The organism is Pseudomonas sp. FFPRI_1 (assembly GCF_055384485.1).
Window position 1 is genome coordinate 7186451 of sequence record NZ_AP029168.1, and the last position, 20555, is coordinate 7207005.

At 63.9% G+C, this 20555-nt stretch carries 22 protein-coding genes and 1 pseudogene; 15 read left to right on the forward strand and 8 right to left on the reverse strand.

Going from position 1 to position 20555, the window contains the following annotated elements; all coding sequences use genetic code 11:
* Window positions 1-157: 157 nt before the first annotated feature.
* On the forward strand, window positions 158-559 hold the full coding sequence (locus tag ACZ5BO_RS32295) for a lysozyme inhibitor LprI family protein (protein WP_464697471.1): 402 nt from the start codon (window positions 158-160) through the stop codon (window positions 557-559).
* Window positions 560-666: 107 nt separating this feature from the next.
* On the opposite strand, the gene ACZ5BO_RS32300 is transcribed toward ACZ5BO_RS32295, so the two are convergent.
* Genes ACZ5BO_RS32300 through ACZ5BO_RS32310 form a run of 3 tightly spaced genes read right to left on the reverse strand, consistent with a single transcriptional unit; the run spans window position 667 to window position 2916 of the window.
* Window positions 667-1017 carry a hydroxyisourate hydrolase gene (locus tag ACZ5BO_RS32300; RefSeq protein ID WP_464697472.1) on the reverse strand — a complete coding sequence of 117 codons (351 nt, stop codon included), beginning with the start codon at window positions 1015-1017 and terminating at the stop codon, window positions 667-669.
* Window positions 1014-1523, reverse strand: coding sequence for a nucleoside deaminase (locus tag ACZ5BO_RS32305; RefSeq protein ID WP_025131165.1), 510 nt, complete (start codon window positions 1521-1523; stop codon window positions 1014-1016). Before ACZ5BO_RS32305 ends, ACZ5BO_RS32300 begins: the two co-directional genes overlap by 4 nt.
* Before the next feature lie 55 nt (window positions 1524-1578).
* Complete coding sequence (locus ACZ5BO_RS32310) at window positions 1579-2916, reverse strand: nucleobase:cation symporter-2 family protein (protein ID WP_464697473.1); 1338 nt, start codon at window positions 2914-2916, stop codon at window positions 1579-1581.
* Window positions 2917-3097: 181 nt separating this feature from the next.
* Between ACZ5BO_RS32310 and ACZ5BO_RS32315 the strand changes: the two genes are divergently transcribed.
* From ACZ5BO_RS32315 to ACZ5BO_RS32330, 4 genes and pseudogenes are all read left to right on the forward strand, one after another.
* Window positions 3098-4012, forward strand: a complete 915-nt coding sequence (locus ACZ5BO_RS32315; protein WP_025131163.1) for a LysR family transcriptional regulator — start codon at window positions 3098-3100, stop codon at window positions 4010-4012.
* Between the two features lie 99 nt (window positions 4013-4111).
* A pseudogene (locus ACZ5BO_RS32320) lies at window positions 4112-4365 on the forward strand (type II toxin-antitoxin system RelE family toxin).
* Window positions 4349-4672 carry a helix-turn-helix domain-containing protein gene (locus ACZ5BO_RS32325; RefSeq protein ID WP_464697474.1) on the forward strand — a complete coding sequence of 108 codons (324 nt, stop codon included), beginning with the start codon at window positions 4349-4351 and terminating at the stop codon, window positions 4670-4672. The pseudogene ACZ5BO_RS32320 and the gene ACZ5BO_RS32325 overlap by 17 nt, the downstream one beginning before the upstream one ends.
* A 34-nt stretch (window positions 4673-4706) precedes the next feature.
* A complete protein-coding gene (locus tag ACZ5BO_RS32330) occupies window positions 4707-5123 on the forward strand; it encodes a DUF3010 family protein (RefSeq protein ID WP_025131161.1) in 417 nt (138 codons plus the stop codon).
* Window positions 5124-5142: 19 nt separating this feature from the next.
* On the opposite strand, the gene ACZ5BO_RS32335 is transcribed toward ACZ5BO_RS32330, so the two are convergent.
* Window positions 5143-6321, reverse strand: coding sequence for an ATP-binding protein (locus ACZ5BO_RS32335; protein WP_464697475.1), 1179 nt, complete (start codon window positions 6319-6321; stop codon window positions 5143-5145).
* Between the two features lie 68 nt (window positions 6322-6389).
* The gene (locus ACZ5BO_RS32340; protein WP_025131159.1) at window positions 6390-7349 is read right to left on the reverse strand and encodes a GlxA family transcriptional regulator; all 960 of its coding nucleotides are present in this window, start codon (window positions 7347-7349) and stop codon (window positions 6390-6392) included.
* A gap of 194 nt (window positions 7350-7543) precedes the next feature.
* On the opposite strand from ACZ5BO_RS32340, the gene ACZ5BO_RS32345 reads away from it, so the two are divergent.
* The 5 genes from ACZ5BO_RS32345 (at window position 7544) to ACZ5BO_RS32365 (ending at window position 12311) form a co-directional block, all read left to right on the forward strand.
* A complete protein-coding gene (locus tag ACZ5BO_RS32345) occupies window positions 7544-8488 on the forward strand; it encodes a choline ABC transporter substrate-binding protein (RefSeq protein ID WP_464697476.1) in 945 nt (314 codons plus the stop codon).
* Window positions 8489-8576: 88 nt separating this feature from the next.
* A complete protein-coding gene (cdhC, locus tag ACZ5BO_RS32350) occupies window positions 8577-9464 on the forward strand; it encodes a 3-dehydrocarnitine:acetyl-CoA trimethylamine transferase CdhC (protein ID WP_464697477.1) in 888 nt (295 codons plus the stop codon).
* Window positions 9465-9577: 113 nt separating this feature from the next.
* The gene (locus ACZ5BO_RS32355) at window positions 9578-10543 is read left to right on the forward strand and encodes an L-carnitine dehydrogenase (RefSeq protein WP_464697478.1); all 966 of its coding nucleotides are present in this window, start codon (window positions 9578-9580) and stop codon (window positions 10541-10543) included.
* 109 nt (window positions 10544-10652) lie between these two features.
* Window positions 10653-11129 carry a thioesterase family protein gene (locus ACZ5BO_RS32360; protein WP_464697479.1) on the forward strand — a complete coding sequence of 159 codons (477 nt, stop codon included), beginning with the start codon at window positions 10653-10655 and terminating at the stop codon, window positions 11127-11129.
* 21 nt (window positions 11130-11150) lie between these two features.
* Entirely contained in the window at window positions 11151-12311 is a 1161-nt protein-coding gene (locus ACZ5BO_RS32365; protein ID WP_464697480.1) for a gamma-butyrobetaine dioxygenase, read from the forward strand.
* A gap of 256 nt (window positions 12312-12567) precedes the next feature.
* On the opposite strand, the gene ACZ5BO_RS32370 is transcribed toward ACZ5BO_RS32365, so the two are convergent.
* The gene (locus tag ACZ5BO_RS32370) at window positions 12568-12996 is read right to left on the reverse strand and encodes a DUF4952 domain-containing protein (protein ID WP_464697481.1); all 429 of its coding nucleotides are present in this window, start codon (window positions 12994-12996) and stop codon (window positions 12568-12570) included.
* A gap of 289 nt (window positions 12997-13285) precedes the next feature.
* Between ACZ5BO_RS32370 and ACZ5BO_RS32375 the strand changes: the two genes are divergently transcribed.
* Together ACZ5BO_RS32375 and aac(6') are read left to right on the forward strand one after the other, a co-directional pair.
* Window positions 13286-13549 (forward strand): hypothetical protein, encoded by a 264-nt coding sequence (locus ACZ5BO_RS32375; protein WP_025131152.1) that lies wholly within the window; start codon window positions 13286-13288, stop codon window positions 13547-13549.
* A gap of 61 nt (window positions 13550-13610) precedes the next feature.
* Window positions 13611-14057 carry an aminoglycoside 6'-N-acetyltransferase gene (gene aac(6'), locus ACZ5BO_RS32380; RefSeq protein WP_464697482.1) on the forward strand — a complete coding sequence of 149 codons (447 nt, stop codon included), beginning with the start codon at window positions 13611-13613 and terminating at the stop codon, window positions 14055-14057.
* Here the strand turns inward: aac(6') and gbdR are convergent, their stop codons facing one another.
* Entirely contained in the window at window positions 14058-15161 is a 1104-nt protein-coding gene (gene gbdR / locus ACZ5BO_RS32385; RefSeq protein ID WP_025131150.1) for a choline metabolism transcriptional regulator GbdR, read from the reverse strand.
* 456 nt (window positions 15162-15617) lie between these two features.
* On the reverse strand, window positions 15618-16994 hold the full coding sequence (locus ACZ5BO_RS32390; protein ID WP_025131149.1) for an L-serine ammonia-lyase: 1377 nt from the start codon (window positions 16992-16994) through the stop codon (window positions 15618-15620).
* A 427-nt stretch (window positions 16995-17421) separates the two neighbouring features.
* Here ACZ5BO_RS32390 and ACZ5BO_RS32395 point away from each other — a divergent pair, with 427 nt between their 5' ends.
* The 3 genes from ACZ5BO_RS32395 (at window position 17422) to choV (ending at window position 20469) form a co-directional block, all read left to right on the forward strand.
* On the forward strand, window positions 17422-18378 hold the full coding sequence (locus ACZ5BO_RS32395) for a choline ABC transporter substrate-binding protein (RefSeq protein ID WP_025131148.1): 957 nt from the start codon (window positions 17422-17424) through the stop codon (window positions 18376-18378).
* Window positions 18379-18448: 70 nt separating this feature from the next.
* Window positions 18449-19294, forward strand: coding sequence for a choline ABC transporter permease subunit (gene choW / locus ACZ5BO_RS32400; RefSeq protein ID WP_025131147.1), 846 nt, complete (start codon window positions 18449-18451; stop codon window positions 19292-19294).
* On the forward strand, window positions 19291-20469 hold the full coding sequence (gene choV / locus ACZ5BO_RS32405; RefSeq protein ID WP_025131146.1) for a choline ABC transporter ATP-binding protein: 1179 nt from the start codon (window positions 19291-19293) through the stop codon (window positions 20467-20469). The genes choW and choV overlap by 4 nt, the downstream gene beginning before the upstream one ends.
* The last annotated feature ends 86 nt before the right edge of the window (window positions 20470-20555 follow it).

The following is a 20555-nucleotide window of genomic DNA, read 5'->3' on the forward strand; positions in this document are numbered from 1 at the left end:
GCGCCTCGGTGCAAAAACGACAGGGGAATTGCCGAAAGCGTCAAGCACTGACAAAGGGCCGGACGGAGGGCATGGGTGGCCTCTGTTCTTTGCCCGGGGCTTGCGCCAGAATTCGCGCCTTTAGTGGATGCTTCACCGGATTAGGGGCAGTGATGCAATGAAACCGATCTTCCTGGCCTTGGTACTGATGGCGACCGGCGTACAGGCGGCCGAAGAGGCCGACAGCACGCCCTGCGACGGTGTGGAAAACGACGTGCAGACCCTGGAATGCGCGACCTACAACCGGACCACCGCCGAGCAATTGCTGGGCGACAACGTGCAGAGCCTGCTGGAACGCCTCGGTACCTTGTACGGCAACGACAAGGCGCAACTGAGCGACATCAGCGCCAAGGTCAAGAACGCCCAGCAGCTGTGGCAGAAACAGCGCGATGCCGACTGCGCGCTGGAATCCTTCCCGGCCAAGCCCGGCACCAAGGCCTACAGCATCGCCACCAATGATTGCCTGGCGCGGATGAGCGACGAACGCTCGGAGTTCATCGAGTCCATCGCCCAGGAATGACCCGCCCCCGGTAGGAGCGGGCTGGCCCGCGAAGAAACTCCGGCGCAAATCCCTGTCGCGACGGGAAGAGCTTCGCGAGCAAGCTCGCTCCTACGGGCTCCGGGGGTTCAGGCGCCGCCGCGAAAGCACGAGACGCCCCAGGCGGTGAGCTTGAAGGGCAGGTGGTAGTGCTGGCGCGGGTCGTCCAGGCCGAAGCGGTACACCAGCACCTCGAGGAAGGGCACCGACGGCAGCGCCTGGCCTTGCTCGCGATAGAACGCCGCCACCTCCAGCTCCACTTCGTAGACGCCCTGGCCAACGCTTGCCGCCAGTTCGCTCAGCTCGTTCAGCAGGCCATTGCTGCCAATCCGCCCCTGGCACAGCCAGGCGCCGCCCACAGGCCGCACCCGCACCGCCATGCCTTCGGCCACCTTGCCGCTGGCGACGTCCACCACATGGATGGATAGGCCGCCGTTCATTTCCAGAAGCCCTTGTGCGCCAGCGCGGCCTCGCTCTCCAGCATCGGCCCGAACACCGGAATCTGCCGCTGCCCCCGAGCGAAGACTTCACGGCACGGCAGGGAAAAGGTCGGGTTTTCCGGGTGATCGCCGGTCAACTCCAGCAGCTCATGTTCGGACAAGGCGTAGACCACCCGGCCAATGCCGGTCCAGTAGATGGCCCCGGCGCACATGCAGCAGGGCTCGGCGCTGGTGTACAGGGTGCACTCGGCCAGGGCCTGGGGGCTGAGGCGCTTGGCCGCCAGTGCCGCTGCCGCCAGTTCGGCGTGCTGGGTCGGGTCGCCTTCGGGGGGCATCGAGTTGTTGCCGGCGCTGGCGATGACCTTGCCGTCGCGATCGGCCACCAGGGCGGCGAACGGATGACGGCCACGGGCCTTGGCCTCTTCGGCGAGCAGGATGCTCTGGCGCAGCAGGTGCAGGTCCAGTTCGGTGACGCCGGCAGGGATGGAAGAAAGAATCTGGGTCATCTTGACCTCCTTTTCATGGACAGGAGCCGCCACAGCAATGGCGGCGAGAAAAACGTCAGTCATTGAGCTCGACATGGGCTGCCAGCACCTGGGCGGCGGGCTCACGGGGGTTGAGCAGCAGGTTGAGCACGATGGCGGTGATGGCGCCAAGGAAGATGCCGCTTTCCAGCACCAGCTTGAGGGGACCGTGCAGATGGGCGAACAGCGCCGGGAAGGACATCGGCAGCACCCCGACGCTGACCGACACCGCCACCACGATGGCGTTGCGCGTGCCCTCGAACTTCACCCGCGACAGTTCCTGGATGCCGGCCACGGTGGTCATGCCGAACATCACGATGGCGCAGCCGCCAAGCACCGGGGTCGGCACCGCGGCCACCAGGGCACCCAGCTTGGGAAACAGCCCCATGAGCACCATGATTGCCCCGGCTGCCGCCACCACGAAGCGGCTCTTGACCCTGGACAGCGCGATCAGCCCGGTGTTCTGGGTAAAGGCGTTGTAAGGGAAGCTGTTGAACAGGCCACCGAGCATGGTTGACAGGCCATCGGCGCGGAATGCATCGCCCAGGGTGCGCTGGGTGGTCGGCTTGCCGGTGAGCTTGCCGATGGCCAGGCAGTTGCCGGTGGTCTCGGCCATGATCACCAGCATCGCCAGGGTCATGATCAGGATCGGCAGCAGGGAAAACTGCGGGGCACCGAAGGCCATGGGCCGGCTCAGTTCGAACCAGGCCGCCTGGCTCACCTGGGCGAAGTCGGTCATGCCGAACGCCGCGGCGATCAGGCTGCCCACCAGCAAGCCGATGAGCACGCTGAGGTTGCCGATAAAGCCCGAGAACTTGCCGTAGATCACCAGGGTCACGGCGACCGTGGCCAGCCCCAGCAGCAGGTTGGCCGGCGCGCCGAAATCCTCCGCCGCCGGGTTGCCGCCGCCGAGCCAGATCGCCGCTGCCGGCATCAGGGAAATGCCGATGATGGTGATCAGGCTACCGATCACCACCGGTGGAAAGAACCGCAGCAGACGGCTGAACAGCGGTGCCAGGGCAATGGTGATGACGCCCGCGGCGATCACCGCGCCGAACACCTCGGTCAGGCCGAACTGCTTGCCGATCATGATCATCGGTGCCAGGGCGATGAACGAGCAGCCCTGGATCAACGGCAGCCGCGCGCCAAAACGCCAGAACCCCAGGGTCTGGATCAGGGTGGCGATGCCCGAGGTCAGCAGGTTGGCGTTGATCAACAGCACCACCTGCGCCGGGGTCAGGCCCAGGGCATTGCCTAGAATCAACGGCACCGCCACCGCACCGGCATACATCACCAGCACATGCTGCAAGCCGAAGGTGAACAGCTGGCGAACGGGCAGGACCTCGTCCACTGGGTGAACCCGGGGAATGTTCATGTCGCAGATCTCCTGAAGGTGCAGCTCTTGTTGTTGTTCTGGCAGGCATCCGGGAGCGGTGCCCCGGCAGGATGTACGAACGTCGGCGTCCATGATCTGTGCTTGAATACGATGAAACAAATGAGCAGCCATCGCTTTTAACGATGGATCAGACAGCCCTGTCCCAGGGCCGGGAGCCGCGATGCGCTTTTCGCTGGATCAACTGCAGATGTTCGTACAGGCCGCGCACAGCGGCTCGTTCTCGGCCGCTGCACGCAAGCTGGGCAAGACCCAGTCCACGGTCAGCGTGGCCATCGGCAACCTGGAGGCGGACCTGGGGGTCGAGCTGTTTGACCGCAGTGCCCGCAACCCGGTGCTGACAGCCACCGGGCAGAAGATGCTGCTGCAGGCCGAGGCGGTGCTGGAGCGCTGCCTGACTCTGCAGGCCAACGCCGACTGCTTGTCCGAGGTGGTGGAGCCGCAGTTGTCCATCGTCATCGAAACCCCTTACGGCCCGCTGATGCCGGCCTTGCGCGAGTTCGAGCAGGCCTTCCCCTATGTCGACTTGCTGATCCGTCACCCACTGTCCGGTGATGCCAGCGAACTGGTGGCCCGAGGCGAGGCGGTGCTGGGGATCGCCTTTTCCCAGCCTGGCTATGCCCAGGAACTGGAGTTCCAGCAGATGGGCAAGCTGATCATGCTGCACGTCTGCCACCCGGATCATCCCCTGGCCCGGCTGGACAGCGTGACCTTCGACGATCTGCATGTGCATCGACGCCTGGCCTTCAGCGCCCATGCCGACAAGCTGCCCAGCAGCGAATACCTGCGCTGCAGCCAACTGTGGCAGGCGGAAAACTACCTGGCACTCCTGGAGATGGTCCGCGCCGGCCTTGGCTGGGCCACCCTGCCCCGGCAACTGATCCAGCGTGAGCTGGCCAAGGGCGAGCTGGTGGAGCTGCAACTGAACGCCTACCCCCACACCGACTGGCTGGTGGGGGTGGACCTGCTCTGGGCCCGGCAACGGGTGCTGGGCAAGGCCGAACGCTGGCTCAAGGAACGCTTGCTGCGGCACAAGGTGTACGAGGTGGATCGGCGCGGGCAGTCGACGACCTGGTAACGGCGGCGCGGGCAACAAAGGGACAAGGTTCTGCGCTTGGCCGGGCAGTGGATATAAGCAAGGAGTCGCAATCCTTATGAAAGGCTTATATAGCCCGCCATACACGAAATCCTCTGGAGTCGAAAAGCGGTCAAGCAATTGCTGCGTTTGCACCCCGAACACCAGGTCCAGGTTCGTGATGCGATCGCCCTGCTGGCCGACATGCCCGCCAATGGCAACGTCAAAGCCCTGTCCGGCCACACCTATGCCTATCGCCTGCGGGTTGGCCAGTAATGCGGGCTGTTCGATTGGGACGGGCCATCCATATCGTCAGTGTCCAAGAGGTCAAAAAACGTGATGAACGCACCTACTGACCTCCAGATCATCCACGGCCCGGACGGCAAGCCGGCGTTCGTGGTAATTCCCTACGCGCAGTACGTTGCGCAGCAGAAGGAGCCTGGCCTGATCCCCCATGACGTGGTCAGTCCCATGGTCGATGGCGCCACGCCGATCCGGGCCTGGGGCGAGCACCTGCACCTGACCCAGGACCAGGTAGCCAAGCGCCTGGGGATCTCTCAGCCGGCCTTCGCCCAACAAGAGAGCGTGGCCCGCCCCCGCAAGACCACCCGGGAAAAAATTGCCGCCGTCTTCGGTATACGCGCCGACCAGCTAGAGCTGTAAGCTGCGCCTCACTGACTGATTGAAAGGGTTACTCATGAGCATCTGCGGTATCGAAATCAAGGGCAGCGAAGCCATCTTCGCCCTCGCCACCCTGCAAGACGGCGCCCCTCAGCACCTGGCCATCGCCACCAAGAAAATCGCCCTGGAGGATGACGACGAGGCCGCCAACGTCAAGGCCTTTGCCGCTCAAGTGGCAGCCTTCGTGAAAAGCAACGGGATCCAGCACATCGCCATCAAGAAACGCAGCAAGAAGGGCGAGTTCGCCGGCGGCCCCACCACCTTCAAGATCGAAGGTGTGTTCCAACTGCTGGAAGACTGCGCGGTGACCCTGCTGTCGCCACAGACCCTCAATGCCCAGTACAAGAAGCACGCCTTCGACCTGCCGGCGAGCCTGAACAAGTACCAGCATGAAGCCTACAAGGCCGCCTGCGCGGCGCTGCTGAAGAAGTGAGGCCGCGCCAGCCCTGGGCTCAGTCCGACTTGCGCCGGTAGTGCTGCAGCCAGTCAGCGAACGAGTTGTCCTCCAGGGCATAGGCGCCACGGCTGGATTTCCACACCAGCTCCTTTTCCCGCAGGGCATCGATACAGGCCTGGATGGTCTGGGTGCCGGGCATGGTACTGCTGCCCGAGGCCTTCAGGGCCTCGCCCACTGCTGCCAGGGTGTCATCGGTAAAGGGTGCAAAGGGCAGGTTGCTGATCGAGCGCTCGACCATGACTTCCAGCACCGCCCGTTGCGCGGCGGTCAGGCCGTTCCAGGCGCTTTCAAATTCGCTCCAGACCCCGGCCCGTAGAATTTCGGCACTGCTGCGCAACAGCTCGTTGAGCTGGCTCGCCTCACCCAGTTCCAGAGCCACCTGGCCAATGATGCTGCGGAGCATTTCCGGGCGCCGGCCGACCCACTCGAAGGCCTGGTCCAGATCCTCGGCATTGAACTGGTTGGTGGACGCCAAGTGAGCGTTCAGGTGCGCGGTGTAGGCCTTGGTGAAGTCACGCCCCAGCAAGGGAAAGGGGGTGATGCTCGACCCGAAGAACGGCTGGTTGCGGTTGAGTACCAGATGGGCCAGCTTGTCCCGGTTGGACCCGGTGAACACCAGGCGCAGGCCGCTGGTGTCCATGTCGCGGCCCTGGTTGAGCTGATCACGGGCGGCCTTGAGGGCAAACATGGCATTCAACCCGGCCTCGGAACTCAGCGCATGCTGGGCTTCATCGATGACCAGCACCACGGTCTTGCCCGCCGCGCTGTGCAACAGCTCCAGAGCCTGGGTCAGGGTGGCCCCTTCCGGCAGTTGGGATCGACTGAAGTCCCAGGACAGGGTCCGCAGGAAGCTGAGCTTCTCCACCCCCCATGACTTGGCCAGCTTGCGTATGCCCTTTTCGAACGGCACCAGCGCGCCGGCAATGGCCCCGGCGATCAGCTCGGCGGGGTCTTTTTCGCGGTTGGCCCACAGATCCACATAGACCGCCAGCCAGCCTCGACGCAGGCACTCGGGCAGCAGGTCTTCGCGCAGGAAGGTACTTTTGCCGGTACGCCGCGGCGCCGCCAGGAACAACCCCGAGCTGTAGTCCTGGATCCCGGAGCCCACCAGGCCATCGGCAATATTGAGCGCCAGGGCAGGACGACGAAACACGAAACCGGTGTTTTTCGACATGGTTTTATACTCAATTATTGCCAGGACTATAATTTATAGTCGCGAGTATAATTAACTATAAAACCCTGTCAAACCAGCTCCCGGCCGCCTCCCAACTGGCGCCGGTCCTCGCGCGGGCACTGCACGAAACGTGCGCGGTAGCTGCGGGTGAAGTAGGAAGGCGATTCAAACCCGCAGGCAATGCTCACCTCCAGCACGCTCATGTCGGTCTGGCGCAGCAGCTTGCGGGCCTTCTCCAGGCGCAGGCCCAGGTAGAAGTTGCTCGGGGTGTCGTTGAGGTGCAGGCGGAACAGGCGCTCCAGCTGGCGCCGAGTGACCTTGATCGACTCGGCCAGGGCCAGGGTGCTCAGGGGCGGTTCGCTGTGCTGTTCCATTTCGCCGATCACCTGCACCAGCTTCTTGTTGCTGATGCCGTAGCGGCTGGCGACTTCCATGCGCTGGTGATCCTTGCGCGGGCGGATGCGCCCGAGCACGAACTGCTCGCTGACCTGGACCGCCAGTTGCGGGCCGTGGGCCTGGGCGATCAGGTCGAGCATCATGTCGATGGACGCCGTGCCGCCGGCACAGGTGATGCGCCGTCGATCGATCTCGAACAGCTCCTGGGTCACGCTCAGTTGCGGGTAGGACTCCTTGAAGGCCTCGATGGCCTCCCAGTGCAAGGTCACCCGGTGCCCCTCCAGCAAGCCGCTCTCGGCGAGGATCACGCTACCGGTGTCGATCCCGCCCAGGGTCACCCCCTCCACCTCCAGCCGCCGCAACCAGTGCTCCAGGGCCGGGGTGAGGAACTTCAGCGGCTCGAAACCGGCCACCACCCACAAGGTTGCGCCTTTGTTCAGCGGCTCCAGGGCCGCATCGACATTCACCGACATGCCATTGCTGGCCAGCACCGCGCCGCCGTCGGCGCTCAGCACATGCCAGCGGTACAGCTCGCCACGAAAGCGGTTGGCCACCCGCAGCGGCTCGATGGCGGAAATGAAACCGATGGCGGAAAACCCCGGCATCAGCAGGAAGTAGAAGTCCTGGGACATGCAACGCACTCCGGTGACGGCCAGCGTGGGCCTTGTGATACGCCAAATGCCCCGGTGCCACAAGGGGGCAGGTCGCTGCAGTGCAAGAGTCGGTCGCCGCTGTGCGTTTGCCAGCGGCGGCGCCTGCGTACCTTGGCATCACCTGCGCACAAAGACGCCGGGACCGACAATAACGACCTGCCGAGGAAAGCATCATGAAACGACTGATCAGCAGCTGTGTGCTTGCGCTTAGTGGTAGCGTTTTTCTGAGCAACGGGGCCCTGGCCGCCGATGCCGCCAGTTGCCAGAACGTGCGCCTGGGCGTGGTCAACTGGACCGACGTGATCGCCACCAGCGCCCTGACCCAGGTCCTGCTCGACGGCCTCGGCTACAAGACCAAGCAGACCAGCGCCTCCCAGCAGATCATCTTCGCCGGCATCCGTGACCAGCGCCTGGACCTGTTCCTGGGCTACTGGAACCCGCTGATGACCCAGACCATCACCCCCTTCGTCGACGCCAACCAGGTCAAGGTCCTGGCCGAACCGAGCCTCAAGGACGCCCGCGCCACCCTGGCCGTGCCGGCCTACCTGGCAGACAAGGGCCTGAAGACCTTCGCCGATATCGCCAAGTTCCAGAAGGAACTGGGAGGCAAGATCTACGGCATCGAACCGGGTTCGGGAGCCAATACCCAGATCAAGGAAATGATCGCCAAGAACCAGTTCGGCCTGGGCCAGTTCCAGTTGGTGGAATCCAGTGAGGCGGGCATGTTGTCGGCGGTGGCCCGGGCGGTAAAACGCAACGAAGCCATCGTGTTCTTCGGCTGGGCACCGCACCCGATGAACGTCAACTTCAAGATGACCTACCTCAGCGGCAGCGAAAACGCCCTGGGGCCCAACGAAGGCCAGGCCACGGTGTGGACCGTCACCGCGCCGAACTACGCCGAGCAGTGCCCGAACGTGCACCGGCTGTTGACCAACCTGACCTTCAGCGCCGAAGACGAGAGCCGCATGATGCAGCCGCTGCTGGATCACAAGGATGCCCTGGAATCCGCCCGGCAATGGCTCAAGGACCACCCGCAGGACCAGCAGCGCTGGCTGGAGGGGGTCACCACCTTCGATGGCCGGCCGGCCGCCGAACACCTGCAACTGACCAGCAAATAAGCCACCGCCACCAGCGCCCCGCAGCCCGCCCCGGGCTGCGCACGGCCAGCTCACGCCCCCAGCAAACACGCCTGTAAGGAACCGCACCATGAACCACGACGTCATCATCACCTGCGCACTCACCGGTGCTGGCGACACGACCGCCAAGAGCCCCCACGTGCCGGTCACCCCGAAACAGATCGCCGCGGCCGCCGTAGAAGCCGCCAAGGCCGGCGCCACCGTGGTCCACTGCCATGTGCGCGACCCCGCCACCGGCAAGTTCAGCCGCGATGTAGCGCTGTACCGCGAAGTGATGGAGCGCATTCGCGAGGCCGACATCGACATCATCGTCAACCTCACCGCCGGCATGGGCGGTGACCTGGAGATCGGCAGCGGCGAGAACCCCATGGAGTTCGGCCCCAACACCGACCTGGTGGGCCCGCTGACCCGCCTAGCCCACGTCGAGGAGCTGCTGCCGGAAATCTGCACCCTGGACTGCGGCACCCTGAACTTCGGCGATGGCGACACCATCTACGTCTCCACCCCGGCCCAGCTGCGGGCCGGCGCCAAGCGTATCCAGGAGCTGGGAGTGAAGGCCGAACTGGAGATCTTCGACACCGGCCACCTGTGGTTCGCCAAGCAGATGATCAAGGAAGGCCTGCTGGATGACCCGCTGTTCCAACTGTGCCTGGGCATTCCCTGGGGCGCGCCGGCCGACACCACCACCATGAAGGCCATGGTCGACAACCTGCCGCAGGGCGCGGTCTGGGCCGGCTTCGGGATTGGCCGCATGCAGATGCCCATGGCCGCGCAAGCGGTACTGCTGGGGGGCAACGTGCGGGTCGGCCTGGAAGACAACCTGTGGCTGGACAAGGGTGTGCTGGCCACCAACGGCCAACTGGTGGAACGGGCCACGGAGATCCTCAGCCGCCTCGGCGCCCGGGTCCTGACCCCCGCCGAAGGCCGGCAGAAAATGGGCCTGAAGCAACGCAGCTAAGCCGACCCCACCCTCCCCCGTAGGAGCCGGCTTGCCGGCGAAGAGGCCCGCAAGGCCGCCAACCGCTTCGCTGGCGAACCCGCTTCTACAGACTCTTTTTCCAGGAAGACGCGATGACTTTTATCACCAACATCAAAACCTTCGCCGCTCTGGGCAGCGGCGTGATCGGCAGCGGCTGGGTGGCCCGGGCCCTGGCCCACGGCCTCGACGTAGTGGCCTGGGACCCGGCGCCCGGCGCCGAAGCGGCCCTGCGCAAGCGCGTCGCCAACGCCTGGGGCGCGCTGGAAAAACAAGGGCTGGCCCCTGGAGCATCACAACAGCGCCTGCGCTTCGTCGACACCATCGAGGCATGCGTGAAGGATGCCGACTTCATCCAGGAAAGCGCCCCCGAGCGCCTGGAACTCAAGCTGGAACTGCACCGCAAAATCAGCGCCGCGGCCAAGCCTGACGCACTGATCGGCTCCAGCACCTCGGGCCTGCTGCCCAGCGAATTCTACGAGGACTCGAGCCACCCGGAACGCTGCGTGGTCGGCCACCCGTTCAATCCGGTGTACCTGCTGCCGCTGGTGGAGGTGGTGGGTGGCCAGCGCACCGCACCCGAAGCGGTCCAGGCCGCGATCAAGGTCTATGAATCCCTGGGGATGCGGCCTTTGCACGTGCGCAAGGAAGTCCCCGGGTTCATCGCCGATCGTTTGCTCGAAGCCCTGTGGCGCGAGGCCCTGCACCTGGTCAACGACGGCGTGGCGACCACCGGGGAAATCGACGATGCGATCCGTTTTGGCGCCGGCCTGCGCTGGTCGTTCATGGGCACCTTCCTCACCTACACCCTGGCCGGCGGCGACGCCGGCATGCGCCACTTCATGGCCCAGTTCGGCCCGGCGCTGCAACTGCCCTGGACCTACCTGCCGGCCCCGGAGCTGACCGACAAGCTGATCGACGATGTGGTCGAAGGCACCGCCGAGCAACTGGGCAGCCACAGCATTGCGGCCCTGGAGCGCTATCGTGATGACTGCCTGCTGGCGGTGCTGGAGGCGGTGAAAACCACCAAGGCCAAGCACGGCATGCACTTTCACGACTAACCCAACCCCGTAGGAGCTGGCTTGCCAGCGAAGAGGCCCTCAAGCCAGGCTGCAAACCCAACGGACGCCTTCGCCGGCAAGCCGGCTCCTACAGTTATCCGGTGACCCTATGCCTGCCCTGACCACCTACAGCACCCGCATCATCCGCGACTGGGTCGACTACAACGGCCATCTGCGCGATGCCTTCTACCTGCTGATCTTCAGCTACGCCACCGATGCCCTGATGGATCGCCTGGGGCTCGACAGCGACAACCGCGAAGCCAGCGGTCATTCGCTGTTCACCCTGGAGTTGCACCTCAACTACCTGCACGAGGTGAAGCTCGACAGCGAGGTCGAAGTCCATACCCAGATCATCGGCCACGACCGCAAGCGCCTGCACCTGTACCACAGCCTGCACCAGGTCGGTGACCCGCTGGAGCTGGCCGGTAACGAGCAGATGCTGCTCCACGTCGACCTGGCCGGGCCGCGTTCGGCGCCGTTCAGCGAGCCGGTGCTGCAACGCCTGCAAACCCTGGCCGCCGAGCAGGCCGACCTGCCGCGCCCGACCTGCCTGGGCCGGGTGATCGGCTTGCCCGCGGAAAAATAATCAGCAGAACAGGAGATCGCCGTGAACACCGCCGCCCTTGCCGACTACCGCAGTTATCCGTTGATCAGCGCGCTGGCCAGTGCCCAGGTCCTGCCGGACCGGGTCCAGGTGCACTGGGCCGACGGGCGTCTCAGCCCTTTTCACCATCAATGGCTGCGGGATAACTGCCCCTGCTCGCAATGCGTCTACAGCGTGACCCGCGAACAGGTGCTGGAAATCGTCGATGTTGCCGAAGACCTCGCGTGCACTGCAGCGCGCATTGATGCCGACGGCTGCCTGAACCTCGACTGGGCAGACGGCCACCACAGCCGCTTCGACCCCGGCTGGCTGCGAGCCCACGCCTACGACTGGCAATCACGCGAGGAACGGCAGGCCGCCAGGGCTCGACGCCAGCTGTGGGACGCCAGCCTGCAGCTGCCCGTGTTCGAGTACCGGGCGCTGATGGAGGATCCTCAAGCACTGCTGCAATGGTTGCGGGCCCTGCGCGATACCGGCCTGACCCAGGTTCGGGGAGCACCCACCGAACCCGGCTCCCTGGCGTTGATCGCCAAGCGCATCTCGTTTATCCGCGAAAGCAATTTCGGCGTGCTGTTCAACGTGCAATCCAAGGCCGATGCCGACAGCAACGCCTATACCGCTTTCAACTTGCCGTTGCACAGCGACCTGCCAACCCGCGAACTGCAGCCGGGGCTGCAATTTCTCCACTGCCTGGTGAATGACGCAGAGGGTGGTGAAAGCATTTTCGTCGACGGCTTTGCCATCGCCGATGCCCTGCGCCGGGAAGCCCCCGAGGCGTTTCGTGCGCTGTGCGAAATTCCCGTGGAGTTTCGCAACAAGGACCGCCACAGCGACTACCGTTGCCTGGCGCCAATCATTGCCCTGGACGCCCTGGGCCAAGTCGCGGAAATCCGCATGGCCAACTTCCTGCGCGGCCCGTTCGACACCTCGGAAGAACAGATGCCGGTGCTGTATCGCGCCTACCGGCGCTTTATTGCCATGACCCGCGAGGCCAGGTTCCGGGTGATTCGCCGCCTGGACCCGGGCCAGCTCTGGTGTTTCGACAACCGCCGTACCCTGCACGCGCGCAATGCCTTCGATCCGGCCAGCGGCGCCCGGCATTTCCAGGGGTGCTACATCGACCGTGACGAACTGCTCTCCAGAATCCTCGTGCTGGAACGCTGATCCTCACCCCACCCGCCCCCAGCTCCCCCGTAGGAGCCGGCTTGCCGGCGAAACTTGCCGGCGAGCCTTCCACAGGCAAAAAAAAGCCCCGATCAAGCCGTGACAGGATCGAGGCAGGGACTACTGCTTTGAGGAGCTGCGGTGAGAAGGTGACCAAACCCACACGACGCCAGCTGCTTGCAGTCTGCCGACTCCGCCCTGGCATCGATTAGCCGAAAACGACCTGGCCGTAGGTAAAAGGGCCATTCCGGCGCCTTCAGACTTCCTCGGTATAGAACACCACCGTCACGTAGAAATAACCGATCTTGTCCCAGTCCTGCCGCTGGTTGTAGGGCGTCTCTTCAGACCCCATGCCGATCTGGTAACGGCGATCGCTGGCTTTGTCTCGATAGGAAAAGAAGCCCTGGGTTTCCCAGCCACAGCAGACGAACCTCAGGTCATGCTCCAAGCCCATTTTCCGCTGCAGATACCGCTCGACCTCATGGGCATCCCGGCCTTTGACTCTGTAGCTGGCGGTCAGCGGGGCCCCCTGGGATGCCGGCGCCGACTCACAGCGCAAAAACTCCAGGGACGGCGGCGGCTCGGCCATGGCTCGGAGAAAATCCGCACACTCGGGAGACGCCGAAGCCGCGCTGGAAATCATCCAGAACAAACCGACCCAACACACTCTGAACATCAGTTTCATCGACTACAGCTCCATGGTTTCCAATCCAGCGGCGGTGCAGCCTGGCCCTCGGCGACCGACCCGCTTGAGTACCCGCCTTTATGCAAGCCCCAGGCCCCACAAGCAAGCCCCGGAAGACAATTGCACAGCCGTTGCAACCGGCAGTGGCCATCGCCTGCCGATCGCCGAGTTAGCCGAAAACGACCTGTTCATAGGTAAACGGGCCATCGCGACAATCTGCCCTTGCCGCCACCGGGACGGCCTACCAGAATCGACTGACGACCACGCTCCCTGAAAAAGGATAAGAGTCATGATGCATGCGGATTTGATTGATCAGGACGACCTGCTGGGGCAACTGCGGGCCCTGGGTTTCGAGATGCCCGCAGGCGCCAGCGCCGAGCAGGCCTGTGAATGTGCGGTAAGGGGCTTGAGCGATGCACGAGCCAAGGCGCTCAAGGGCATGGTCGAGCAGATGCTCACCGGCAATGCGACGATTCTGCCGGCAGTGCGCCAGGCCATCGACCGCCAGTTGCTGCCAGCCCTGGCCGAGTACCTGCAGCAAAAACGTGCGTGAATTTCCCCGAACCCGAGGCAATTGCTAGAGTGCGGGTCCTGCGGAAAATACAGGCACGCCCATGATCTCCATTCAACCAGGCTCACCCGCCAACACTGGCGGGTGGCTGCAATTGCGCCAGGGCCTGTGGCCCGATTGCCCGCCGGACGAGCACCAGGCGGAAATCCGGCAGATGCTGGCCGAGCCTCAGCGCTACGGGTGCTGGCTGGCCCATGCCGAGAACGGTGAGGCCGTGGGCCTGGCGGAGGCGGCGTTGCGCCACGACTACGTCAACGGCACCGACAGCTCCCCCGTGGTCTTTCTCGAAGGCATCTATGTGCTCCCCGGCTACCGTCGCCAGGGCATCGCCCAGCACCTGATCGAACAGGTCGCCAGTTGGGGGCAACAGCACGGATGCGTGGAGATGGCCTCGGACACCAGCCTGGACAACCTGGTCAGCCAAAGCCTGCACCAGGCGCTCGGCTTCGTTGAAACCGAGCGCGTGGTGTATTTCAAGAAACGCTTGTGACTACAGGCGCACGCTGGCGAAGGTCGACTCGTTGCGCGCCTGGCTCAGGGCCGACAGCGGGCCGGACAGCGGCGACAGCACCATGGCTTGCGGCAGCGGCATCATCGCCACTTGCTGGGTGGTGTTGGAACCGATGCGCTCATCCCGCGGCGGAATGCCGAAGTATTCGCGGTAGCACTTGGAGAAGTGCGGTGTCGACACGAAGCCGCACACCGATGCCACCTCGATGATCGACATCGGCGTCTGCTTGAGCAGTTGCCGGGCGCGGATCAGCCGCAGCTTGAGGTAGTAGCGCGACGGCGAGCAATGCAGGTACTTCTGGAACAGCCGCTCCAGCTGGCGCCGGGATACCGCGACGTACACCGCCAGTTCGTCGAGGTCGATCGGTTCCTCGAGGTTGGCTTCCATCAGCGCGACGATTTCCTGCAGCTTGGGCTGGTTGGTGCCAAGCATGTGCTTGAGGGGCACACGCTGGTGATCCTGCTCGTTGCGAATGCGCTCGTAGACGAACATTTCCGAGATTGCCGCCGACAGCTCGCGGCCGTGATCGCGGCTGATCAGGTGCAGCATCATGTCCAGTGGCGCGGTGCCGCCGGAGCTGGTGAAGCGGTTGCGGTCGAGGGTGAACAGGCGGGTGCTCATGGCAACCCGGGGGAAGGCTTCCTGCATCGACGCCAGGCATTCCCAGTGCACGCTGCAATCGAAACCGTCCAGCAGGCCGGCACAGGCCAGGGCCCAGCTGCCAGTGCATACCGCGCCGAGACGGCGCGATTGACGGGCCTGGCTTTGCAGCCAGGAGACGTGTTCGCGGGTCACCGTGCGCTGGATGCCGATGCCGCCGCAGACGATCACGGTGTCGAGGCTGGGGGCTTTGTGCATGGAGGCGTCAGGCGTGATCTGCAGGCCATCGCTGGCCCAGACCTGGCCACCATCGACGCTGAGGGTGGTCCAGCGATACAGCTCGCGACCGGACAGTTGGTTGGCCATGCGCAGGGGTTCGACTGCGGAGGCCAGGGAAATCAGCGTGAAATTGTCCAGCAGCAGAAAGCCGATGGATTGAGGCGCACGGTTCTGGGGTTGGGCCCCGGAGTTGAACGACGTCATCGCGATATCTCCTCACACAAAGCGGGTGATGGCCTCAGGCGGAGGCTCTTTTTATGTGCCCTGTTCCTCAAGGGAGACGGGCTTGATATTCACAGAGCAATTGCCATGCCTAAAGTTGAATGGGCATTCAATAACTCCTGAAAACGACGTCGCGACCCGTCTATATAGCCCCTTCTCAATGTGCGGATTAGAAGCGCGGCAGGGCGCAGGCAAACGCCCGGCGAACAAGCTGTGAGCACTTAGGTAGCACTTGCGCGGCCAGCACCTGCTGCTGGAACCGGCGAGTGTCACTCAAAGCACAACCGGCCGACGAACGGGGGCGCTCATCAGCCGGGGCCGCGACGTGTCTATCTGCGACGCGCTAAAAGGTGGCGCGGCCCCGGGATCGTGGGCGATTTGCGCGCGCCATGGCCCGGGCCGGCACCGCTGGCCGCCCCCACCGAGCCCAAGGCCGGTTCAACATTCCACGGCACTCACCGCCAGCCCGCCACGAGAGGTTTCCTTGTACTTGTCATGCATGTCCGCGCCGGTATCACGCATGGTGCGAATCACCCGGTCGAGGGAAATGAAGTGCTGGCCATCCCCGCGCAAGGCCATTTGCGCAGCATTGATCGCCTTGACCGCGGCAATCGCGTTGCGCTCGATACAAGGCACCTGCACCAGCCCGCCCACCGGATCGCAGGTCAGGCCGAGGTTGTGCTCCAGGCCGATTTCCGCGGCGTTGCACAGTTGCTCGGGGGTCGCGCCAAGGATTTCCGCCAGGCCGGCCGCGGCCATGGCGCAAGCCGACCCGACCTCGCCCTGGCAGCCCACTTCGGCGCCGGAGATCGAGGCGTTCTTCTTGCACAGGATGCCGATGGCCGCTGCGCCGAGGAAGAAGTCCACCACGTTGGCGTCGGTCACTTCCTCGCTGAATTTCATGAAGTAGTGCAGCACCGCGGGAATGATCCCGGCCGCGCCGTTGGTGGGCGCCGTGACCATGCGCCCGCCTGCGGCATTCTCCTCATTCACGGCCAGGGCGAACAGGTTGACCCACTCCATGGCGCTCAGGGTCGAGCCGATCACATTGGGCTTGTTCAACTCCTGCAAGCTGCGGTGCAACTTGGCCGCGCGACGCCGCACGTTGAGCCCGCCCGGGAGAATGCCCTCATGCTTGAGGCCTTGCTCCACGCATGCCTGCATGGCCCGCCAGAGCGCCATCAGGCCGGTGCGGATCTCCTCCTCCGAACGCCAGACCTTCTCGTTGGCCAGCATCAGCTCGGCCACCCGCAGGTTGTGCTTCTGGCACAGGCCCAGCAGTTCCACCGCGCTGGAGAAATCGTAGGGCAACTCGCTGCGGTCCAGGTCCGCCACGCCACTGCTGGCCTGGGCCTGGTCGACGACAAAGCCGCCCCCCACTGAATAGTAGGTGTCGCGGTACAGCTCCCCTCCTTCCCCCTCGGCCACCAGGGTCATGGCGTTGGGGTGAAAGGGCAGGTTCTCGTCCAGCAGGCGCATGTCCCGGGACCAGAGGAAAGGCACCGGCAGGCGCCCGTCCAGCAGCAGGGTGTCGGTTTCGCGCAACCGCTCGATGCGGGTCCCGATCAGCGACGGATCGATTGCGTCCGGCCATTCGCCCATCAGCCCCATGATCACTGCGTTGTCGCTGCCGTGGCCGATGCCGGTGGCGGACAACGAGCCGAAGAGCTGCACCTCGATCCGTCGCACCTGCTCCAGCAGCTGGCGCGCCTTCAATGCCTGGACAAACAGCGCCGCCGCACGCATGGGTCCGACCGTGTGGGAACTGGAAGGACCGATGCCGATTTTGAACAAGTCGAAAACACTGATAGCCATTACTGCGTGACCCCTCGATGAGCACTGCCCAGGCGCCCAAAGCGCCCTCTGGCGGAGCTGCTACGCTCAAGCTGCAATCCGCCGAGAAGGGCGCATCATCGGGCTTTTGCCGTACCCCGCAACGTCTGACACCGACCCACTCATGCCCACCAACGCCGCCAGGCGCCATGCGCGGGTTCTGGGCGTTTTTTGCGGCTCAGATGAAGGAAAAATTGCGGAAAAACACTGTATGCGACCTCACCGACACTGGATGCGACCCTCCCTGTACTGGATACGACGCACCCTGTAGGCGACAGTTTTTCACTGGTACATGATCAGTCTCGACTCGATTGCACGGCACGGTGGTAGAGCTGTCCCCGGCACACCAACCGCCACACTTATAAGCGCGGTCCATACACCGCCAGAAAAACATCCAGGAGTCCCCCCCATGAAAGGTTCCCCCTCGCTGTTGTTGGCCGCCATGCTGAGTCTGCCGCTACTGGCACAAGCCGCAGAACCGGAACAATGCAGTACCGTCAACTTCTCCGATGTCGGCTGGACCGACATCACCGTGACCACCGCTACCACCAGCGTCGTGCTCAATGCCCTGGGCTACAAGACCAAGACCACGATGATTTCCGTGCCGGTGACCTACAAGTCCCTGGCCGATGGCAAGAACATGGACGTGTTCCTCGGCAACTGGATGCCGACCATGGAAAACGACATCAAGCAGTACCGTGACGCCGGCACCGTGGAGACCGTTCGGGCCAACCTGGAGAACGCCAAGTACACCCTGGCCGTGCCCGAGTCGCTGTATGACAAGGGCCTGAAGGACTTCGCCGACATCGTCAAGTTCAAGACCGAGCTGGACGGCAAGATCTACGGCATCGAACCGGGCAACGACGGCAACCGCACCATCCAGAGCATGATCGACAAGAACGCCTTCGGCCTCAAGGACGCCGGCTTCAAGGTGGTGGAGTCCAGCGAGGCGGGCATGCTGTCCCAGGTTGAACGCGCACAACGACGCGACACCGCCGTGGTGTTCCTGGGCTGGGAACCCCATCCGATGAACACCCGCTTCAAGATGAAGTACCTCACCGGCGGCGATGACTTCTTCGGCCCCAACTTCGGCCAGGCGACCATCTACACCAACACCCGCAAGGGCTATACCAGCGAATGCAGCAACGTTGGCCAGTTGCTGAAGAACCTGTCGTTCACCCTGAACATGGAAAGCAGCCTGATGGGCAACGTGCTGGACGACAAGATGAAGCCTGATGCGGCCGCCAAGGCCTGGCTGAAGAAGAACCCGCAGGTGCTCGACACCTGGCTCGCAGGGGTGACCACCATTGACGGCAAACCAGGCCTTGAAGCCGTGAAAGCCAAGCTCGCGCAGGCCTCCAACTAAGTAGCACGCTTACGCCGGGCGGGCCCGCCCGCCCGGGCTGTTTTTTCCTTGCATGCGGACGTTCAATACCATGCTCATTGATCAGAAAATCCCCCTGGGCCAGTACATCGCGGCTTTCGTAGAGTGGTTGACGAAACACGGCGCCAGTACCTTCGATGCGATCGCTACCACCCTGGAAACCATGATTCACGGCGTGACGTTCGCGCTGACCTGGTTCAACCCCCTGGCCCTGATCGGCCTGATCGCCCTGCTCGCGCACCTGATCCAGCGCAAATGGGGCCTGACCGTATTTGTCGTGCTGTCCTTCCTGTTGATCCTCAACCTGGGGTACTGGCAGGAAACCATGGAAACCCTGGCCCAGGTGCTGTTCGCCACCCTGGTCTGCGTGCTCATCGGCGTGCCCCTGGGGATAGTCGCCGCCCACAAGCCGCTGTTCTACACCATGATGCGCCCGGTGCTGGACCTGATGCAGACCGTGCCCACCTTCGTCTACCTGATCCCGACCCTGACCCTGTTCGGCCTGGGCGTAGTGCCCGGACTGATCTCCACCGTGGTGTTCGCCATTGCCGCACCGATTCGCCTGACCTACCTGGGCATTCGCGATGTTCCACAAGAGTTGATGGATGCCGGCAAGGCCTTTGGCTGCTCGCGCCGTCAGTTGTTGTCGCGCATTGAACTGCCCCATGCCATGCCGAGCATCGCCGCCGGTATCACCCAGTGCATCATGCTGTCGCTGTCGATGGTGGTGATCGCCGCCCTGGTCGGCGCCGACGGCCTGGGCAAGCCGGTGGTCAACGCCCTCAACACCGCGGACATCGCCCTGGGCTTCGAAGCCGGCCTGGCGATCGTGCTGCTGGCGATCATGCTCGACCGCATCTGCAAGCAACCTGAAGCCAAAGTAGGAGGTGACGCATGAGCATTATCCGCTTCGACAAGGTCGATGTGATTTTCTCCAAGGACCCGCGCGAGGCCCTCAAGCTGCTGGACCAGGGCATGACCCGCAACGAGATCCTGAAGAAGACCGGGCAGATTGTCGGCGTCGAGAATGCCAGCCTGGACATCGAGAAAGGCGAGATCTGCGTGCTGATGGGCCTCTCCGGGTCCGGCAAATCCAGCCTGCTGCGCTGCATCAACGGCCTCAACACCGTGAGCCGCGGCAAACTGTTCGTCGAGCACGAAGGCAAGCAGATCGACATTGCCTCCTGCAGCCCGGCGGAACTGAAGATGATGCGCACCCAGCGCATCGCCATGGTGTTCCAGAAGTTCGCCCTGATGCCTTGGCTGACGGTACGCGAGAACATCAGCTTCGGCCTGGAGATGCAGGGCCGGCCGGAAAAGGAACGGCGCAAACTGGTGGACGAGAAACTGGAGCTGGTGGGCCTGACCCAGTGGCGCAACAAGAAACCCGACGAGCTTTCCGGCGGCATGCAGCAACGGGTCGGCCTGGCCCGCGCCCTGGCCATGGACGCCGACATCCTGCTGATGGACGAACCCTTCTCGGCCCTTGACCCGCTGATTCGCCAGGGCCTGCAGGACGAGTTGCTGGAACTGCAGCGCAAGCTGAGCAAGACCATCGTGTTCGTCAGCCACGACCTGGACGAAGCGCTGAAACTCGGCAGCCGCATCGCCATCATGAAAGACGGCCGGATCATCCAGTACAGCAAGCCGGAAGAAATCGTCCTCAACCCGGCGGACGACTACGTGCGCACCTTCGTCGCCCACACCAACCCGTTGAACGTGCTGTGCGGCCGCAGCCTGATGCGCAGCCTGGACAACTGCAAGCGAGTCAACGGTTCGGTGTGCCTGGACCCGGGCGGCGACTCCTGGCTGGACCTGGCAGAAGGCAACACCATCAAGGGCGCCCGCCGCAACGGCTCGCAGATGGACCTGCAGAACTGGATACCAGGACAAGCGGTGGAGGAGCTGGGACGGCGCCCGACCCTGGTGGACTCCAACATCGGCATGCGCGACGCCCTGCAGATCCGCTACCAGACCGGCAACAAACTGGTGCTCCACGACAACCAGCAGGTGGTGGGCATTCTTGGCGACAGCGAGCTCTACCACGCGCTGCTCGGCAAGAACCTGGGTTAAGCAGCAGACACAAAAACGCCGCGAGCAATCGCGGCGTTTTGCTTTAACGACACACCACCTTCTGCAGGCGCTGGCTTGCCAGCGAA

Excerpts from the sequence above, each read along its gene's own strand:
- ACZ5BO_RS32300 (WP_464697472.1), bottom strand. The coding sequence starts at position 1,017 with ATGAACGGCGGCCTATCCATCCATGTGGTGGACGTCGCCAGCGGCAAG.
- ACZ5BO_RS32315 (WP_025131163.1), top strand. The coding sequence starts at position 3,098 with ATGCGCTTTTCGCTGGATCAACTGCAGATGTTCGTACAGGCCGCGCAC.
- ACZ5BO_RS32345 (WP_464697476.1), top strand. The coding sequence starts at position 7,544 with ATGAAACGACTGATCAGCAGCTGTGTGCTTGCGCTTAGTGGTAGCGTT.
- ACZ5BO_RS32335 (WP_464697475.1), bottom strand. The coding sequence starts at position 6,321 with ATGTCGAAAAACACCGGTTTCGTGTTTCGTCGTCCTGCCCTGGCGCTC.
- ACZ5BO_RS32370 (WP_464697481.1), bottom strand. The coding sequence starts at position 12,996 with ATGAAACTGATGTTCAGAGTGTGTTGGGTCGGTTTGTTCTGGATGATT.
- ACZ5BO_RS32395 (WP_025131148.1), top strand. The coding sequence starts at position 17,422 with ATGAAAGGTTCCCCCTCGCTGTTGTTGGCCGCCATGCTGAGTCTGCCG.
- ACZ5BO_RS32355 (WP_464697478.1), top strand. The coding sequence starts at position 9,578 with ATGACTTTTATCACCAACATCAAAACCTTCGCCGCTCTGGGCAGCGGC.
- gbdR (WP_025131150.1), bottom strand. The coding sequence starts at position 15,161 with ATGACGTCGTTCAACTCCGGGGCCCAACCCCAGAACCGTGCGCCTCAA.
- ACZ5BO_RS32360 (WP_464697479.1), top strand. The coding sequence starts at position 10,653 with ATGCCTGCCCTGACCACCTACAGCACCCGCATCATCCGCGACTGGGTC.
- choW (WP_025131147.1), top strand. The coding sequence starts at position 18,449 with ATGCTCATTGATCAGAAAATCCCCCTGGGCCAGTACATCGCGGCTTTC.
- ACZ5BO_RS32325 (WP_464697474.1), top strand. The coding sequence starts at position 4,349 with ATGAACGCACCTACTGACCTCCAGATCATCCACGGCCCGGACGGCAAG.
- ACZ5BO_RS32330 (WP_025131161.1), top strand. The coding sequence starts at position 4,707 with ATGAGCATCTGCGGTATCGAAATCAAGGGCAGCGAAGCCATCTTCGCC.
- ACZ5BO_RS32305 (WP_025131165.1), bottom strand. The coding sequence starts at position 1,523 with ATGACCCAGATTCTTTCTTCCATCCCTGCCGGCGTCACCGAACTGGAC.
- cdhC (WP_464697477.1), top strand. The coding sequence starts at position 8,577 with ATGAACCACGACGTCATCATCACCTGCGCACTCACCGGTGCTGGCGAC.
- choV (WP_025131146.1), top strand. The coding sequence starts at position 19,291 with ATGAGCATTATCCGCTTCGACAAGGTCGATGTGATTTTCTCCAAGGAC.
- ACZ5BO_RS32375 (WP_025131152.1), top strand. The coding sequence starts at position 13,286 with ATGATGCATGCGGATTTGATTGATCAGGACGACCTGCTGGGGCAACTG.
- ACZ5BO_RS32340 (WP_025131159.1), bottom strand. The coding sequence starts at position 7,349 with ATGTCCCAGGACTTCTACTTCCTGCTGATGCCGGGGTTTTCCGCCATC.
- ACZ5BO_RS32310 (WP_464697473.1), bottom strand. The coding sequence starts at position 2,916 with ATGAACATTCCCCGGGTTCACCCAGTGGACGAGGTCCTGCCCGTTCGC.
- ACZ5BO_RS32295 (WP_464697471.1), top strand. The coding sequence starts at position 158 with ATGAAACCGATCTTCCTGGCCTTGGTACTGATGGCGACCGGCGTACAG.
- ACZ5BO_RS32390 (WP_025131149.1), bottom strand. The coding sequence starts at position 16,994 with ATGGCTATCAGTGTTTTCGACTTGTTCAAAATCGGCATCGGTCCTTCC.